Annotated in this window: 14 protein-coding genes; 6 read left to right on the top strand and 8 right to left on the bottom strand. The window is 32.5% G+C overall.

Going from position 1 to position 18673, the window contains the following annotated elements; genetic code table 11:
• Positions 1–2: 2 nt before the first annotated feature.
• Positions 3–860 (bottom strand): hypothetical protein, encoded by an 858-nt coding sequence (locus tag ABRY23_07890; protein ID MFA3782967.1) that lies wholly within the window; start codon positions 858–860, stop codon positions 3–5.
• Positions 861–892: 32 nt separating this feature from the next.
• Positions 893–2257 (bottom strand): dipeptidase, encoded by a 1365-nt coding sequence (locus tag ABRY23_07885; GenBank protein MFA3782966.1) that lies wholly within the window; start codon positions 2255–2257, stop codon positions 893–895.
• 181 nt (positions 2258–2438) lie between these two features.
• Between ABRY23_07885 and ABRY23_07880 the strand changes: the two genes are divergently transcribed.
• Both ABRY23_07880 and ABRY23_07875 read left to right on the top strand, forming a co-directional pair.
• Positions 2439–3797, top strand: coding sequence for an LptF/LptG family permease (locus ABRY23_07880; GenBank protein MFA3782965.1), 1359 nt, complete (start codon positions 2439–2441; stop codon positions 3795–3797).
• Positions 3778–4866 carry an LptF/LptG family permease gene (locus ABRY23_07875; GenBank protein ID MFA3782964.1) on the top strand — a complete coding sequence of 363 codons (1089 nt, stop codon included), beginning with the start codon at positions 3778–3780 and terminating at the stop codon, positions 4864–4866. Before ABRY23_07880 ends, ABRY23_07875 begins: the two co-directional genes overlap by 20 nt.
• Positions 4867–5708: 842 nt before the next feature.
• Here ABRY23_07875 and ABRY23_07870 read toward each other — a convergent pair.
• The 6 genes from ABRY23_07870 to ABRY23_07845 all read right to left on the bottom strand — a co-directional run bounded on the left by ABRY23_07870 (position 5709) and on the right by ABRY23_07845 (position 14045).
• A complete protein-coding gene (locus ABRY23_07870; protein MFA3782963.1) occupies positions 5709–7955 on the bottom strand; it encodes a CHASE2 domain-containing protein in 2247 nt (748 codons plus the stop codon).
• A gap of 28 nt (positions 7956–7983) precedes the next feature.
• Positions 7984–10386, bottom strand: a complete 2403-nt coding sequence (locus ABRY23_07865) for a hypothetical protein (GenBank protein MFA3782962.1) — start codon at positions 10384–10386, stop codon at positions 7984–7986.
• A 49-nt stretch (positions 10387–10435) separates the two neighbouring features.
• The gene (locus ABRY23_07860; GenBank protein ID MFA3782961.1) at positions 10436–11155 is read right to left on the bottom strand and encodes a FecR domain-containing protein; all 720 of its coding nucleotides are present in this window, start codon (positions 11153–11155) and stop codon (positions 10436–10438) included.
• Between the two features lie 7 nt (positions 11156–11162).
• Complete coding sequence (locus ABRY23_07855; protein ID MFA3782960.1) at positions 11163–12215, bottom strand: hypothetical protein; 1053 nt, start codon at positions 12213–12215, stop codon at positions 11163–11165.
• Between the two features lie 263 nt (positions 12216–12478).
• Complete coding sequence (locus ABRY23_07850; protein ID MFA3782959.1) at positions 12479–12808, bottom strand: DUF3467 domain-containing protein; 330 nt, start codon at positions 12806–12808, stop codon at positions 12479–12481.
• A gap of 76 nt (positions 12809–12884) precedes the next feature.
• A complete protein-coding gene (locus ABRY23_07845; GenBank protein MFA3782958.1) occupies positions 12885–14045 on the bottom strand; it encodes a tetratricopeptide repeat protein in 1161 nt (386 codons plus the stop codon).
• 230 nt (positions 14046–14275) lie between these two features.
• On the opposite strand from ABRY23_07845, the gene ABRY23_07840 reads away from it, so the two are divergent.
• From ABRY23_07840 to ABRY23_07825, 4 genes are read left to right on the top strand one after another with little or no spacing between them, the layout of a single operon-like run.
• Positions 14276–15367 (top strand): adenosine deaminase, encoded by a 1092-nt coding sequence (locus tag ABRY23_07840; protein MFA3782957.1) that lies wholly within the window; start codon positions 14276–14278, stop codon positions 15365–15367.
• A 4-nt stretch (positions 15368–15371) separates the two neighbouring features.
• Positions 15372–15713: a hypothetical protein gene (locus ABRY23_07835; GenBank protein MFA3782956.1), complete on the top strand. Its 342-nt coding sequence runs from the start codon at positions 15372–15374 to the stop codon at positions 15711–15713.
• Position 15714: 1 nt separating this feature from the next.
• On the top strand, positions 15715–17373 hold the full coding sequence (gene hutU / locus ABRY23_07830) for a urocanate hydratase (GenBank protein MFA3782955.1): 1659 nt from the start codon (positions 15715–15717) through the stop codon (positions 17371–17373).
• Between the two features lie 13 nt (positions 17374–17386).
• Complete coding sequence (locus tag ABRY23_07825; GenBank protein MFA3782954.1) at positions 17387–18580, top strand: NAD(P)-dependent oxidoreductase; 1194 nt, start codon at positions 17387–17389, stop codon at positions 18578–18580.
• Positions 18581–18673: the final 93 nt, after the last annotated feature.

Below are 18673 nucleotides of genomic sequence, written 5' to 3'. Positions count from 1 at the left end.
GATTAATATTTTCTAAACCATCTTGGATTTCTATTGGTAATATAAAGTTGTCGTTTAGTGCTCCAGTAAAAAGGTATTGAATCAACAACTCGAATAGCAGTTAACGAATCAGGCAAATATCCTTTACTGCTGAAAATGTATTCATAGTAGTCTGGATATTTGTCATGGTTAATATCAGCCATTGTTCTTTTATGCACAATGCCGACGTAAGTTTCCAATAAATGTGGCGGTTTTCTAATACCATCGACCAAAAAGAAATTATAATTTCGGTGGCCAGAGATTATTCCATCTTCATAATTCAACTGAACATACTTAATGTTCTGCGGGGTCCAAGTTTTAATAGACATACTGTTAAATCCGCCATGAATTGGCACTTCAGATTCCCAAATTCTATGAATTTCACCATCTATGCATTCAAACAAAGTCAAATAAAAAAAGGCAGTGCCCAATTTTGTACTATCAAGATTTATGTAACTTGATTCAAAGCCTACGATATTTTTAGTCTCTATATGTCGCTCTCCTGGTTTAGATTTTGCAATCACAGCAAATATATACTGGTTCGCGCCATCTCTATAATAAATCACTGCTGATTTAGGGATATTAAATGTATAAGTTCGATCAAAATCCACTAAGTAGGTCCCGGCTTCGTAGTTCTGGAGGATATATTCTTTTAATGCAATTGTATCGCAAGGGAACCTATTTTTTGTCTGTTCTTTTTGAACGCCAATGTTATATTGTTGTATAGCTTTATCTTTAGCAGGATTTTTAGCTGCATCACCTTCTCCGGTTCCTCCACCCCCGCAGCCATAAATTGAATAAAATATTAGAGGCACCAAAAACAAAATTCTATTTTTTTTCATAGCAAGCTCTCTAACATTTTTTAAGTTAAAAACTACCCTCCAAATTCACCAAAGAAATATGCAGAGCTTAGAATTCCTCTTTCAAAATTTTTTATATGGAAATGTTCATTTGGTGAATGAATATCATCCGTATCCAAACCCAAACCCATTAATACTACTGGCGATTTAAGTTCCTTTACAAAATCAACTACAATTGGAATTGAGCCGCCCTCACGTGTATAGACAGTTTTCTTACCAAATGCTTTTGAGAGTGCATTTGATGCTGCTTTAATTGCTTTAGTATTTAAATCGATTACCACAGGATAACCATAATGATGAATCTTGAAATCAACAGTAATTGATTTAGGCGCCAATGACTTAACATATTTAATAAATTCCCTCTGAATTTCTTTTGGATTTTGATTTGGCACTAATCTCATACTAATTTTAGCAGAGGCTTTTGATGGTATAATAGTTTTAGCACCATCTTCAATAAATCCACCAACAATTCCATTACAATCAAGAGTTGGACGCGACCATAATCTTTCTAAAGTTGAATAGCCCTTTTCCCCAGATAGTTCTTTTACACCAACTTGTTTAGCAAGTTCTTTATCAGAAAATCTTAGTTTCTTTAAATTTTCTTTCTCCTGTGCGGTTAATTTCATAACATTTTTATAAAAGCCAGGGATTGTAATCTTACCGTTTTTGTCATGAAGTTTTGCGATAATTTTTGCTAATTCGTTTATTGGATTTGCAACTGCACCTCCAAAACTGCCGCTGTGTAAGTCTTTAGATGGACCGGTAACTTGCACTTCCAAATAACATAAGCCTCTAAGTCCATAAGATATTGTAGGTACATCTTCTGCGTACATGCTTGTATCAGAAATTAAAACAGCATCACATTTAAGTAAATCTTTATGCTCTTTAATAAATTTTGTTATACTCACGCTGCCTACTTCTTCCTCGCCTTCGAGAATAAATTTCACATTAACTGGCAGTTTACCAGTAACCTTATAAAAAGCTTCTACACTTTTAATATGCACAAAATGTTGTCCTTTATTATCATTAGCCCCACGAGCATAAATTTTACCATCTCTAATCTCGGCTTCAAATGGGTCGCTTTTCCACAGTTCAATTGGGTCAACCGGCTGAACATCATAATGACCATAAATTAAGACAGTTGGTTTACCCTGAGCTTCTAACCATTCTCCATATACAATTGGATTTCCATCTGTTTTAAAAATTTCTACTCGCTTCATTCCAGCATCTTTTAATTTTTGTGCTGCAAATTCGGCACATTTTGCCACCTCATCTTTATAAGATTCAAGCGCACTTACACTTTTAATTCGTAAATATTCTTTTAGTTCCGTCAAATAATTATTAAAGTTAGAGTTAATATAATTGATGACTTCTTCCACTTTGTCCCCTTTCTATTATTGGCAAGATGAATTAGGTTTTATGATTACTAATTTACATGTATATTGCACAGTATTCAAGTTTTATATTTGGAATTGACCATACTTAAAAGCTATATTATGTTTGTAATATGATTTTAGCTAACGATGCATAATAATTTAATTGCAATAACCAAAATAAATTATGATACTGTTTAAGTACATCTTAAAAAATCATGTTGGACCTTTTTTCTTTGCAGTGTTTACATTGTTCGCTGTATTTCTTCTTCAGTTCTTAATGAAATTTGCGGATAGACTTATTGGTAAAGGCCTCAGTTTAGTTGTCATTGTTAAATTAATTGTTTACAACCTTGCATGGATGGTTGTATTAGTTATACCAATGTCGATTTTAGTTGCCACCCTAATGGCTTTTGGCAGCATGGCTCAGAACAATGAAATAGCAATAATGAAAGCATCTGGTGTAAGTCTTTATAAAATGATGTTAACACCAATTTTAGTAAGTATTATAATAGGATATCTGTTAATTCAGTTTAATAATCACGTTTATCCAGACGCTAACCACGCTGCAAGGTTGTTAATGGAAGATATATCAAGAAAAAAACCTACATTATCTTTAGTGCCGGGTGTTTTTTCACAAGAAATTCCATCTTATTCAATTTTAGTACGTGATGTTAATCAGCAGCAAAATGAAATTAAGGATATTACGATTTATGATTTTTCATCACAATCAAAGACAAATATTGTAACGGCCAAATACGGTAAAATTTATTTTATACCGAGTCAAAAAAAAATTATAATGGATCTTTATAATGGAGAGATTCATCAATCGGATAATTTTTACCCAGAGAACTACAAACGACTAAAGTTTATTAGAGATAAAATTGCCCTGCCGGCAGACCAATTTACTTTTGAACAATCTACTCCAGGCGGACCAAGATATGATAGGGAATTAGGTGCGCATGATATGCTAATATTAGTTGATAGTTTAAATAGTATTAAGCAAAGAAGATTAACAGAATTAAAAAAAGCAATAAATGAGATGTTAGAAAATAAATTGTCCAATAATAACTCAAACAAAATTAACATCGAAAAATATTCATTAGCTTTCCAAAATTTACAAGCAGATAAAAACAGAATTAACTCTATGCTGAATAATATTGAATATTTAAATCGACAAATGGACAGCTATTGGGTAGAAATACATAAAAAATATTCAATTCCTTTTGCTTGTATTGTTTTTGTATTGATTGGCGCACCAATTGGTACAATGATTAGAAAGGGGGGTTTTGGAATAGCATCGGGTATCAGCTTAATTTTTTTCTTAATCTATTGGGCTTTTCTAATTGGTGGTGAAAAATTAGCTGACAGAGATTTATTATCACCTTTCTGGGGTATGTGGTCGGCAAATGTTGTGTTTTTATTATTCGGTATATATTTAACAATAAAAACTGCTAGAGAAAGAGTCGAGCTGAACTTTAATTTTCTTACAAAGCTTGTACCAAAAAATTGGCGATTTGCTCAAAATGAAATTGAAAATTCTTGATAAATATCTAATAAAACAGTTCCTCCGAATAATACTTTTTGGAATAGTTACATTTTCTTTGCTGTTTATAGTAATTGACCTTATGGAAAATCTAGATGATTTTATCGATCAAAAAGTCCCAACATTTATAGTTGTAAAATATTATGCAGTTTTCTTACCCGAAATTATTCGTTTAATTTTACCAATTGCAGTACTTTTAGCAGCTTTATTTACATCCAGCAGGATGGCAAATTTAAATGAACTAACTGCCATTAAATCTAGCGGAGTTAGTCTCTACCGCTACATGACGCCATTTGTTGTTACCTCATTGATGATTAGTCTGATTGCAGTTTATTTCGGCGGATATATAGTCCCCGAAGCAAATAAAAGAAAAGTACAAATTGAACAAACCTATATGAAAAAAGGGCTGGTTTTTATTGGGAGTAATATTTTTTTCCAGGATACTAGAACCAGAATAGTAAACATTAACCACTATGATGTTGACAATAACCAGGCATATCAAATAAGCATTCAAAACTTCGACCCTCAAAATACTACAAAAATGACTTCACGAATTGACGCATTTAGAATGGAATATGATTCCACTAAAAAAGTGTGGAATTTATTTAGCGGTACGGAACGTATTTTTACTGATACAAACGAAACATATAAAAAATTTACAAGCCTTCAAATGAACGATTTACATTTCAAACCAGAAGATGTTATAAAAAAACAGCAAAAGCCGGAAGAAATGACTTTGAGCGAATTGAAAAACTTCGCAAACGAGCAGTTAAAAACCGGGAATGACCCCACACAAATACTGATTGATTATCATTCAAGAATAGCATTTGCATTTGCCAGTCTAGTTGTGGTTTTATTTGGTATACCAATTTCAACGAATAAAAGAAAAGGTGGAATCGCTCTTCAATTCGGAATAAACTTAACTATTACTTTTATTTACTTAGTTTTTGCAAAGATAAGTGAAGCTTTTGGAAAAAACGGTGTAATGAACCCATTTTTTACCGCTTGGTTTGCTAATTTCATTTTTTTATTAGCCGCACTTTTTAACATATACAGAGTGCAAAAGTAATACCCTTATTTTTTAATAGATTACTCCGCTTCATTTTATTTGTTCAAAAGATTATACTATGATTTTTTTTCGTTATTTTAATCACTGCTAAGAGTTTAATTTAATACCTTATTTATCCACTTCTTAGTAAGAACTACACTATAGAATACTTAACCTTATTAGCTTATTTTGCTAAATACAAAACTTTCAAAACCCCAAAAACAAATTAACTATATCGAAATTGTTCTTATCCAATCTCTCCGAAATTAAGTTTTTAATAAGATAATTAGCTTAAAGTGGTCCAAGAATTTGACTTGTTACTAAGGTCGTAAAATCTAAAGGGCAAACTCAAAAATAAGGTTTCTTAACCTTGTCTTTTTCTTCTAAATCTTAGTAACTCTGACTAACCCTAAAACTGACCTTATTACCTTATAGAGACTTCTGAAAAATTATTTATACACTTATTGTCATTCTCCCACGAAAGTGGAATCTAAAACAAAAATAATAGATTCTCGCTTGTCTGCGGACAGGTAGGTTTATACGGTAATGACAAAGTGAATATTCCAGAAGTCTATAATAATAATAATGAGACAGTAACTGTAAACGAACTTGATTTTTAATCGGGAAACTAAAGCAATCTTATACGTGTAAGACTGCTTCATTCCTTAAAGTGACAAAAAAAATGTCATTATCATAAACAAAGAGTCTAAAGTCTCTGAAAAGTTAAGCCTGCTTATTTCAGTTGGTATTTACACAATCACTTAGCAAAAGAAAGATGAGATAGCAAATGGGTTTATTATTTGTATTCAGTATGTTTATTCAATATTAATTTTTTCTAACGTATAAATTGGGTTCAAAGTATTCTATTTATTTTGTAAGACAAATACGCCATCCCAATTAGAATCGGGAGGGTTAGATAAAAATAGCTTACAACGTTCAATGTAAACTTTAGAGGGAGGATCGTTTGTTTGACTAACACATTTTTCAAAGTAATTAACGGCTTCACTAAAATTATGACTGCGATAGTATTTCATACCCTCAAAATAACATTCAAGTTTTTTTAACTTTTCATCAGAAAGTGGATTATCCAATTCACCTATAATCTCATAAATTTTAGTGGGGCTTTTTCTTCCTTTAACTTTTACCAAGTCAAGTTCACGAACCGCAATTTTATCTTTTACAAGCTCATAAGTGTTTTCACTAATCATTATAGAGGTGCCATATTCTTTATTTGCACTCTCTAACCTTGACGCTAAATTTACATTATCCCCCATTACAGTATAATCAAATCTTTTTGCACCGCCAATATTACCTATGATTACCTCGCCTGTATTTATTCCTATTCTAATTTGAATTTCTGGAATGCTACTTTTTAGCAGCTTAAACCCATCTAATTTTTGCTGCATTAAAAGTGCAGTCTTACAAGCCTTATATGCATGGTCATTAACTTGAACTGGTGCACCCCAAAATGCCATTATAGCATCACCCAAAAATTTATCAACAGTTCCATCATTACTTATTATTATTTCTGACATCTCATTAAGAAATACGTTCATCAGTGCAACCAATTCTTCGGGTTCTTTCTTTTCGGAAATCGTTGTAAATCCAACCATATCACAAAACAATATTGTTAAGGTTTTTCTTTCCCCGCCTAATTTTAACCTTTCCGGGTGAGCTATTAATTCATTAACTACAGATTTATTTACATATTGACTAAACATGTTTTTAATTAACATGTTTTTCTGTCTCTCTTTTATAAAATTATTAACTGTGCTTGTAAAATAACCTAATAATACAGCAACGGTAGGGGTAACAACATTTATTACATAATTTTTATTTACAAAAAAATAAACGCTTAATAAGTAAATAGAATAGATAATCAGTATAATAAAAATAATGCTGACGAGTTCTAATAACATTCCCAGCTTAATTTTAAGTTTTTTCGTAAGTGATGAAAAGCAGAAAACAAGCAAGGTTAATAATACAGCAGCAGCTACCTCGCTGGTTTGAGATTGTTTGTAAAGAAAATTATTATTTAATATGTTTTCTATTACTGTGGCATGAATTGCTACGCCCCATAAAAGGTTACTGCCCTCTTTATCGTTAATAGATAACGAAGTTGGAAAAATATCTTTATCTTCCGGCATTGTTGAGCCAACAAGAACAATTTTGTTTTTAAAAATTCCTTCCTGCAAATAAGTATCCCACTGATTTAGTTCAGTATTATAGTCAACCTCATCTTTTACTTTTATTGTGCTATCATCAATAACTTCAAAAAAATTATAATATTGAAAAGATTGAGCACCACCATAATAATTAATTAAGAACGATTCAGAATCGTACTTAGGTATTTTGCGTCCTAAATACACAAAGTAATCTCCACTATCTTTTGCAGTATAAGAACTATTCTTCCCAAAATATTTGTTCAGCAAGGCAAAACTAAAGGAAGGGATTTTTTGTGAAAGTGAATCATTCAACCCAAAATTTATAAAAGGTGTGTATCTTCTTTTAATTGCATCATCATCGCTTGGTATTTGGACTAACCCTACAAATTTATCAGCATCAAAAAATATATTATGAAAATTAAATTTTACGTTAGAAAAATCCTGAGTCATCTGTAAATTCAAAGAGCGCTGTTTTGCTGTTCTATTTTTCATTTGATTCTTCAATGATGCTAATTTTAACGACTCATCTTCAACATTAATTTTACCAGCAACTACAACTTTACCCGATTTTCTTATTGAGCACATTAACAATGAATCGTTAAAAGCGGAGATTCTATCACCCGAAGACATGATTACATCAATGCCTATAGCTTTTGCACCTGCAGCAGTTAAATTATCTACAAGCTTAGAAAAAAGATTTCTAGGCCAAGGCCATTTATTATCTGGTGGTAAAATTTGTTCAAAAGATTCATCTGAAATTTGCACTATAATTACTTTAGGGGAATCAATTTGTATACTGCCTCTTGCTTTAAAACGAGCATCGATTGTCTTTAATTCAAGACCCTTTAAAAGAGAAACTTGAAAAAACTGCGGCTGGGTAATAAACACTACAAAAATTGCAGTTAATACAGAAATGAATAAATCTGAAAGCAAAAATTTTTTCACTGAACCTAATCAATAATATTTTCAATGCTTATATGGTCAACCGTGAAGTAAGTCCTACTATAGTATTTGCCGATTGACCTGCAACTTTATAATACCTCATCTGAAAAATAAAATCAACATTGGGAATAACATTGTATGTCGCAGAAAAATCTAAAGCTTGTCTTTTAAAATCACCAAAACTTGGACTTAAAGTTGCAATAAGCTCAAGTTTGTTATTTATTATTCGGTATTTACCTCCTAAAGACAGAGTGACATAGTTAAAATTGTTATGGGCAACTTTACTTGTATAATAAAAAACATTAATTGTAGAACTAAATTCAGTTAGCCAAGAGCTATTAATTGTAAATCCTGCGGATGTGTATTTAGCATCGGCATTTGTGATGCTGTTATCTTCTCTATTTGAAGTAGATAAACTAAATGAAGCGTTATGCCTAACTTTCCATTTAAAGTTAAACCCTGCTGAAAGAGAAAAACGATTCGTTATATCATCAACTGCATATTTACCGTATACAGTATCATTTATATTCAACCCATTATTATTTTTATATCTAAAAAAGCTAACTGATATATTCGGCAAATCATAGTGAGGGAAATAAGAAATAGAACTGCTATAAGTAATATAATTGGTCGTGGCCACTTTAGTCTTTTGTAAATTGTCACTTAAATTCTCGTACCCTATTGATACAAAAAGTTGATTATCAAACAATCGTACTCTATCAAACAAATTAATGCCCTTTACGTCAGTACGAAGAAAATTTTGCCCAAACGAAACGTAATCGTTACCGCGATATATGTAACTCCATTTTAGAGTATTAGCAAAATAATTAAGAGTTGTTGAAACCTCGGCACCTAATGAGGAAAGTTCTGCTGGATTTAATGGACCAATATATTGATTAACTGTAATAAAACGTCCTAAAATATTTTTGATATCTTTAATCAAATTAGGGTTGATATCGAAAAAACTATTGGCACCAAAAACAGAATCAATTTGAGCATCACTTAAAGTTCCTGTAGAAATATCATTGTTAATTATACTTAATGCTGCCTGCGCTGAGATAATAAAGTTCTGGTTGTCTAAAAATAAATTTAAATCTGACCCAAACACAGCATTTTCCTTGGGTCTAGCACCAAATTCAATCGAAGTTGGGTCATCTTTACTGTGTAAATATGAAAAACCCCATTGAAAATTTTCACCAAAATCAAATGAAGGTCGAATTGCAAAAAGACTTCTGCTGTAAGTCCCTAAATTAACTTTAGCAAATGAAGCGCCATATTTACTTTCGTTAATTGCAATTATATTTGATTCTAATGGTACATTAATCGAAGTATATTTTTGAAGTATACTACCTTCAATTGCTCTTGTTATTTCTCCAAAGGTAGTTTGAATATTAAAGAAGCCTAAATTAAGCTCACCGCTAAATCCTCTTATTCTTTTACCATCAAGAATTAGTGTTGGGAATTTTGGGTAAACATCGCCAAGCTGAATTTTTAAGAAATCATTTGCGCGAATCCCAAAGTAAAATCTGTTTAGCGGCTGCAAAAATTTTTTCTCCTCATTTGTAATATAGACATTACCATTAATGCTCCAATTACCATAATAACCATATAAGTCGGCAGAAAAATTTTCGTAGCCTTTTGATATATCATTAAATACTTCGTTCCTTCCTTCAATCCTAAGAGTGCCACTATAGCTCAAATTGTTAGCAGCGCTTTGTATCTGCTCTTTAGAAACAATTTTAAAATTTCTTGTTAACTCGTCATATAACTTACCCTCTTTGTTATATATTTCAATTCTAATAATGTTATTACCAAAATTAATTGCACTTAGCAAGTCATTTGCATTAAACAATAATAAATCGCCATATTTCACAGCTTTTGATGAGAAATCCACATTATTCAAAAAAATTTTTGTTGCATTAATATCTACGTCATCAGCAGCTTTTATAAAAGAAATAGATAAAATAAAATCATCTACTACAATTTCATCTTCATTGTTAGGAGTTAGTATAATTACACCGCTGTCCTTCACAGAAATAGTTTTTACGTTAACTTGGAATGGTGATTCTCCTTGATTTATTCCGCTCGGATAAGTTTTAGTTGAGCCATCTTTAAATTCAACTATAAAATAATACTCTATGAAAGGTGGTTTAATATTATCAGCGGATATTAATATTGATGCATTATTTGCTGTAATTAACATCTCTTTCTTTATAAATTCATTTTGACCAAAAGGCTTGTAGGCAATAAATACACTACTAATATTAGGATTATCCCTAAGCTGGATAGTCACACTTAACGGCTGTTTTTCTATTGCATTTCCAATAGTTACTGACGTAATTATTTCATCAATTTGAGCAAAAACTAAACTTCTACAGAATAACATTAAAAAGGCAATTCTAACAATCTGGCTTAGTTTATTTTTTCTAATCATCTTTAATTACGTTTCCTTTTCTAAGAAAACAACGATTATCTCACATGCCTTAATTTGAATAATAATTTATTTCAAAAGTGCCATACTTGCTTTTAATAATCACTTTTTTAGAATTAATTGATTCTGTGAATTTATAAGTATTTTTTAATTGAGTAGAAGTGCTATCGTAAGTTATATTCCCATCTGAAAAGATTTTAGCTGAAACGCCTGAAGAAATAGTGCCGCTCTTACCCGAAAGAATATGTTGAAAGTTCACCATACCGTGATCTAAATAAATTATTGTAGTACTATCTTCATTATCGTATGAAATAAATCCTGCTGTTCCTCTTATAGAAGCAACAATAGTTGGAGTTGTAAATTTAAATTCGTCATCTTTCTGCTTGGTAACATCGAAACCAATTAACCCCTTCTCTAGAAAAGTATTTTTTCTAAGTAATTTATCCTCAGTCTTTCCATAAATATGAAGAATTGAACTTTCACGAACTCTAAGCAAGCCAGACCCATCTGTAAAAAGAATTAATGCTAAGGATTTAACTCCTGTCTTAACTTCTCCACCATCGAATAACGGCTGGCCAATCTTAGCTAATTCCCAATCTTCTTTATTAACTGCAGTTCTATAGGTAACATCTTTTACAATTTTTTTTACTAATGCTACAGGTGAATTTTCATTATCATTAATATTCAATATTGTGTTATTATAACTGCCCAAGAACAACATAAATATTGCTGCAAGACCGCAAATTACTAATGATTTAGACCGCCTAAGCATTTTCCCTCTACTTAGAAATAAATTTAACTTCGATTACTGAATGTGGGTCATTCTCGAGATTAGAGATAATATCCATTAAGTCAACAAAACTTAATACTCTGCCATCATCAGTAGTAATTTTTAACTCATTCTTAGTTATCTCGCCTTTTTTCAGTTTTTCAATTACGTCGTTAGATAAATATTTACTCAAAAAATTGGCGATTCTAACCAATTGTTCATCCACAAAATTTTTTGTTACAGCCGAACCCTCTGTCAAATAAAAATTAACAATATTACTGTAATACCTTGTGCCACCGCCGACACCTGGGACAAAAGCACTAACTTGTAAAACTACTTCTTGACCAGGTAAAAATTCTCTGTCTTTGTACTCAATTAAATTTACGCTAGTTACATTTCCTACATTTTTATCATTTATTAAAGGATTGCCTGAGTTTAGCGCTTCTTCTAAAGTTTGACTTTTACTTGTTCTTACGTTTGCTTTTATTGTATAGTATGCTGCGCAAGGAACTTCATTCCACATAGCAATGATAGACCCAACATTATGTTGGCTTTCCGACTGTGGTGAAATTATTGAAATTGTTTGTGATGGATTAGCAAAAGACAAGATAGTACTTGCTTCCGAAAGATAATTTCCGTTGCTGTCAAAAAGTGAAAATGTCAGCCTGTAATTGCCAGAAGGTTTTCCCCGTTTTATATTCTCATTTGCAAGAGCACTGTTCGCTGAAGAATTAGCTATTTTAATTGTTATCCCCAGTTCATCATTATAAAAATCACGCGAACGAAACTCTTCAGTAGTAAAATTAAATAATGGCTCATAACTAAAGTTCTTATCTCTTTGCCATTCAATTTTCCCTTTCAATGTAACGAGCAAGTTATTAGGCGAAATTTGCACAAATAACACTCTAGGTTGACCGCTTAAACTGTTAGTTGCAGCTAATGCAGTAAAGTCAATACTACATAAGTCAGCAAAAACACTTAGCTTTATACTTGGCTGCTGCGAAAAGATATTATTAAATATAAACAAAGAGAGAAAAATTACAGTAATGTTTTTTTTACTCATTTACACCACTTTAATAAAAATTTTTCGGTAATAAACATAATGTTTATTTTCTCAATTAATCTAAAAATTATCTTGAACTGTATTAAATAAACTAATCAAATATTAATTTTATCTCAATAAAATTTTTATTGCTGTGGCTCTTTTTACAATTTAATAATTCAGCCTTTCTAAAGTATTTATTACAAGGAGGAGGTTTGGTGTGTAATTTTTATAAAGTTAAGTTAGCAACCCGTATCATAGCATTAACTCATGCAGAAAAGCTGCTAATTTATTTTTTCTTCTTTAGGTGGATTATTAACAAAACCAAACTGAGGAGTTGGTTGACCTTCGATTTTAATTTCCCCGAAACGAGCTTCGAATTTATCTATATTGTCTTTTAAAGCTCGCATAAGCATCTTTGCATGCTGAGGAGTAGTAATTATTCTTGATAGTACACGTGCTTTTGGTACTCCAGGCACAACCCGTGTAAAATCAATTATAAATTCTGCGGGGGAATGAGTAATAATTGCCAAATTAGAATAAATTCCTTCTGCTTCTTTTTCACCAAGTTCGATATTAATCTGCTGAGGTTGTGGTTCTTTTACGTTTGACATAAGAATCTCCTTATTTCATAAAAAACCCACATCCCTTACAAAAGGGCTGTGGGTTACAAAAATTAATTATTATATCCTATCTGTATTTATCGGCATTATCAAAAGCTTCTTTTGATTTTTCGGTCATTCCTAAATTAGCATAAATCTTACCTAGTAATTCCCATACTGCCGGTTCTTTAGGATTTATTTTAAGGTATTTTTCCATCCAGGGCAAAGCCTGTTTAAATTTCTCTTTATAAGATTCATCCTGTTGGTCCTTTGCCTCTGCTTGCTCTCTTATATCCGCTCCCCACCTTGCATAAGTAACTGCTAAGTTATAAATAGCATTGGTATAATTTGAATCTATCTCAACAGCTTTCTTAAATTGTTTTTCTGCTCCAGCAAAATCTTTTGCATTAAGCAAAAGGACACCGTAGTTGTATCTATAAAATTTATTTTCTGGCTCCTTTTCTACCCCAGCCTTAAATGATTTCATAGCATCTTCAAGTCTATTAGCCCCCACATAAGCATTGGATACATCTCTAAGTATATCAGCGTTTTCAGGGAAAAATTTTCTACCCTCCTCAAGTACAGTTATAGCTTTGTTATAATATTCAACTGCTTTTATGCTATCTTCTGCATTCTTGGAGGTTCTGAATGTGTTCATCAAATTAGAGCCTTTCTCATTATAAATTTCACCTAATAATGAATAACCATCGGCAGATTTTTCAAGTTTTATTAATTTTTCTAATGGAGATATAGCGGAATCATAATCCCCTAAATTCAAATAAACATAAGCTAAATTTTTATAAGCCGCACTCGAATCAGGCTCTAACATTATTGCATTATTAAATGCCTCTGCTGCTTTGTTGTAATTTAACTTTACACTGTCCTGTGCAGTAGTTTTAGTCGCCTTGTTAAAATAGCCTACACCCCTATTAAAACTTATTGCCCAATAATATCTTTTTTGGTCCTGAATATCTTTCTCATGCTTTTTACTTATTGCAAGACTGCTATCAAAGGCGTTCAACATTTTTGTGAAGTCCCCTTCCTCGCCATAAACATATCCTAATAAATAATAGCCTTCATCGCTTTTAGGGTTTTTGCTTATTTCCCTTAACAAAGCTTCTTTTGCTTTTTCGTAATTTTTCTGAGAAATGTAAAGTTTTGCCCCTGTTATATCAGGTGAAGAGCACTCAAATGCGGTAAATCCTAATACCATTGAAAACAAACTCACCGCTACTAAAATACGTTTCATTGATTCTCCTATTATTTATAAAATATTTCTTGTTTTTTGTTAAAGAAAAATAACCATTTATTTGTTGCTTAGTCAAGATTTATTTCATTCTATTCACCTACAGATTTCAATGCTCTAATTAATCATCCTGGTAAAGATTTTATCAGTCATGCAAGTTGGTATTCGCTGCTTGGATGTAAATTGATTTTAGAAATCAAAAAGAATATTTTTGATTACAAAAAGAGGTACCTTTGAAGACAGAAGAAATCATCCGCGAAGTACCTAAAGTACTGCTTCACGACCATTTAGATGGTGGACTAAGACCGCAAACTGTTATCGATTTAGCTAAAGATATAAAATATAAAAAATTACCTACTACAGACGCTGGTGAACTTGGAGCTTGGTTTCATCAAGGAGCTAATAAAGGTAATTTGGTCGAATATTTACAAGGATTTGAACATACAATTGCTGTAATGCAGACCAAAGAAGCATTGGAAAGAGTAGCTTATGAGATGATGGAAGATATGAAAAATGACGGCGTAAGTTACGTTGAAACTCGGTTCGCTCCAATCTTTCATACTCAAAAGGGACTTTATTATGATGACATTTTATCAGCCGTTATTGAAGGGCTTGAAAAAGGAAAAAGAGACTTCGGCGTAGGATACGGAATAATTCTTTGCGGTATGAGAAATATGAATCGTTCCCTTGAAATAGCTGAATTAGCTGTTAATTACAGAAATCAAGGAGTTGTAGGTTTTGACTTAGCTGGCGAAGAGGGGGGGTTTCCGCCTAAAAAACATATTGAGGCTTTTCAATATATAAAAAGAGAAAATTTCAATATTACAATTCATGCTGGAGAAGCTTTCGGTAAAGAATCAATTTGGCAAGCTATACAATACTGTGGCGCTCATAGAATCGGTCATGCTACTCGTCTTACAGAAGATATCGTTTTTGATAAAGATATGAATGTTGTTGGTTTGGGCGACTTAGCTCAATACATTTTAAATACAAGATTACCACTTGAAATTTGCTTGCTTAGTAATGTTCATACCGGTGCCGTTGACAAAATTGAAAACCATCCTTTTATTCATTTTTATAAAGAAAAATTTAGAGTCTTTTTGAACACTGATGATAGATTAATGAGCAATACTACTTTAACAAAAGAATATTTGACAGCAACAGAACTGTTCGGATTGAATCTTGACGATGTAGAAAAACTTAATATAAATGCAATGAAATCTTCTTTCATACCATATAAAGAAAGGCTTCATTATATTTATAATGTAATTAAACCTGGCTACCAAAAAATGAGAGATAAATTATTATCACTAAAAACATATTAAACCTATGGCAAAGAATTTATTTAAGAATTACACTTATGAATTCGACAAAAACGACAAAAAAATATTATCCACATTTTGTAACCAAATAATTAAACAGCTATCGAATGATAGCAAATACTTCGCTGAAGTAAATTCATTTAATTCAATATTAGCCAAACTAAACAAAAAAACTGACGAACCAATAAAACTAACCAAAGACGAAAAAACTAGACTTGTACTTCAATTACAAGAAAATGTTAAGTTTCTTAAAAAACAGATAGATAAAAGTTGGTTCTTAAAAAAATGGCTTTACAAATCGATGTACACTCAATACAACAATTTAATACAAAACTATTTTAGAGATTAAAATGGAAATGAAAGTTAAAGAAATTAGAGCACCACATGGAGTCACGTTAACATGCAAAGGCTGGCAACAAGAGGCTGCTATGAGAATGTTAATGAATAACCTTGACCCTGAAGTAGCAGAAAAACCAGAAGAACTAATTGTTTATGGCGGTGGCGGCAAAGCAGCCAGGAACTGGGAAGCTTATGAGGCTATTATTAATTCCCTGCAAAAACTTGAAAATGACGAAACTTTAGTTGTTCAATCTGGCAAGCCAGTAGCAGTTTTTAAAACTCACATAGATGCACCCAGAGTTATAATTTCTAATGCGATGCTTGTACCAGACTGGGCTACTTGGGATGAGTTCAGAAGGCTCGATGCCTTAGGATTAACTATGTACGGGCAAATGACCGCTGGAAGTTGGATTTATATTGGAACGCAAGGAATATTGCAAGGTACTTACGAAACATTTGCCGAATGTGCACGCCAACATTTTGGAGGAAGTCTTAAAGGAAAATTCTTGCTTACATCTGGATTGGGTGGAATGGGTGGAGCTCAACCACTTGCAGCTACAATGAATGGTGCCGCTTTCCTCGGCATAGAAATAGACCCAAAACGAATAAAAAAAAGACTTGATACCGGCTACTTAGATATAATGACAGAAAACTTAGACGAAGCATTAAAAATCGTACTCGAGGCAAAAGAAAATCAAAAAGCTGTTTCTGTAGGACTTGTCGGTAACGCTGGTGAAGTTTTGCCGGAAATCTTAAAGCGAAATATTATTCCTGATGTACTAACTGATCAAACCTCAGCACACGACGTTCTGAACGGCTATGTACCTATGGGAATGCCATTAGAAGCTGCTTTAGAACTTAGAAAATCTAATCCCGAAAAATATATTCGCTTGGCTTGCAAAACTATTGTGGAACATGTTAAAGCAATGTTAGAATTTCAAAAAAGAGGCGCTGTTACTTTTGATTATGGTAACAATATTAGAGGGGAAGCCAAGGAAAATGGAGTGTTGAATGCTTTCGATATACCTGGATTTGTTCCAGAATATATTCGTCCACTTTTTTGCGATGGAAAAGGACCGTTCCGTTGGGCAGCATTATCGGGCGACCCAAATGATATTTATGAAACCGACAGAGCAGTTATAGAAACTTTTCCAGAAGACAAAGCACTTGTAAATTGGATTGAAATGGCACAAAAAAAAGTTCACTTCCAAGGGCTACCTGCAAGAATATGCTGGTTAGGTTATGGTGCACGAGCTGTAATGGGAAAAATCTTTAATCAATTAGTTGCTCAAGGAAAAATAAAAGCTCCAATAGTAATTGGTCGAGATCATTTAGATTGCGGATCGGTAGCTTCTCCAAATAGAGAGACTGAAGCAATGAAAGATGGTAGCGATGCAATTGCCGATTGGCCAATATTAAATGCCTTACTAAATACTATTGGAGGCGCAACATGGGTGTCAGTACATCACGGCGGTGGTGTTGGTATTGGAAAATCAATCCATGCGGGTATGGTTATAGTTGCTGATGGAACACCTGAAACTGAAAAAAGATTAGAACGTGTGTTAACTTACGATCCAGCACTCGGAATTGTTCGTCATGCTGATGCTGGCTATCAGAGAGCCATTGAAAATGCACACAGATTTGGTATCCGAATACCCATGATTAAATAAAAAAGGAGTTGTTATGAAAATGAAAATATTAATAGCCGACAAATTTCCTGAACACTACGTAAAAAAATTAGAAGATGCAGGTTTAGAAGTAATTTATGACCCTAAATTAGGCGAGGCAGATTTGCCCAATGCAATTAAAGATATCGACTGCCTAATAGTGAGATCAACTGTAGTAAATGCAGAAACCATTGAGAAAGCAAATAATTTGAACCTTATTGTAAGAGCCGGCGCTGGCGTTAATAATATTGATATTGCAGCTGCAAACAAAAAAGGCGTTTATGTATCAAACTGCCCTGGCAAAAACTCAATTGCAGTAGCAGAACTAACCATAGGATTAATGATAGCACTTGACAGAAGAATCCCTCATAACGTGATGGACTTTAAAAAAGGTATATGGAATAAAGCTGAATACTCAAAGGCAGAAGGATTATTTGGCAAAACATTGGCAATTGTAGGTTATGGTAATATCGGTAAAGAAGTTGCAAAAAGGGCGCAGGCATTCGGTATGAATATTTATGCCAAAGATATTTCCCGAATTGAGGGTTATGGCGTGAAAGATTTCTCTGAGTTTGACCAAATTTTACCTATTGCAGATATTGTAACTTTACATCTGCCTTTAACACCTCAAACTAAAAATTTATTTAATGAGAAAATGTTTTCATTAATGAAAAACGGTGCAATATTTATCAACACTTCAAGAGCCGATGTAGTTGATGAAGAAGCATTAATAAAAGCAGTTAAAGAAAAAAATCTAAAAGTAGGCTTAGATGTTTTTGCTGATGAGCCAGAATCTAAATCGGGTACAGTTTCTTCAAAATTAATAGAATTAGAAAATGTTTATGTTACTCATCATATCGGCGCATCAACTGAGCAAGCTCAAAATGCTGTTGCAGAAGAAACAGTGAACATAATTTTAAACTACATAAAAAGCGGTGTAATTGCTCATTGGGTAAATCGTGCTAAAGTAACAGATTCGCATTACCAGCTTGTGGTTAAACATTATGATAAACCAGGTGTCTTAGCTGCAATTATGGATGTGTTAAGAAAAGGAAACATAAACATTGAAGAAGTAGAGAATATAATTTTTGACGGCGGCTTAGTTGCATGCTGCACAATGAAACTGAGAGCTCCAGCAACTTCTGAAATGTTAGAGTCTATTCGCAATAATCCAAACGTAATCTCTTATTCTCATGTTTCATTAGCTTAAATTAAATTAATGGGTCTGCTACTCTGCAAAACTAAATCAAATTATAGTGGATGCCAGTAGACTTGATTGGAGTAAATAAAAAATTTCCAAAAA

It is taken from the genome of Melioribacteraceae bacterium 4301-Me (genome assembly GCA_041538185.1).
GTDB lineage: Bacteria > Bacteroidota > Ignavibacteria > Ignavibacteriales > Melioribacteraceae > Pyranulibacter > Pyranulibacter aquaticus.
Note: the sequence above shows the minus strand (reverse complement) of the source record. Positions and strands in the feature narration are given on the sequence as shown.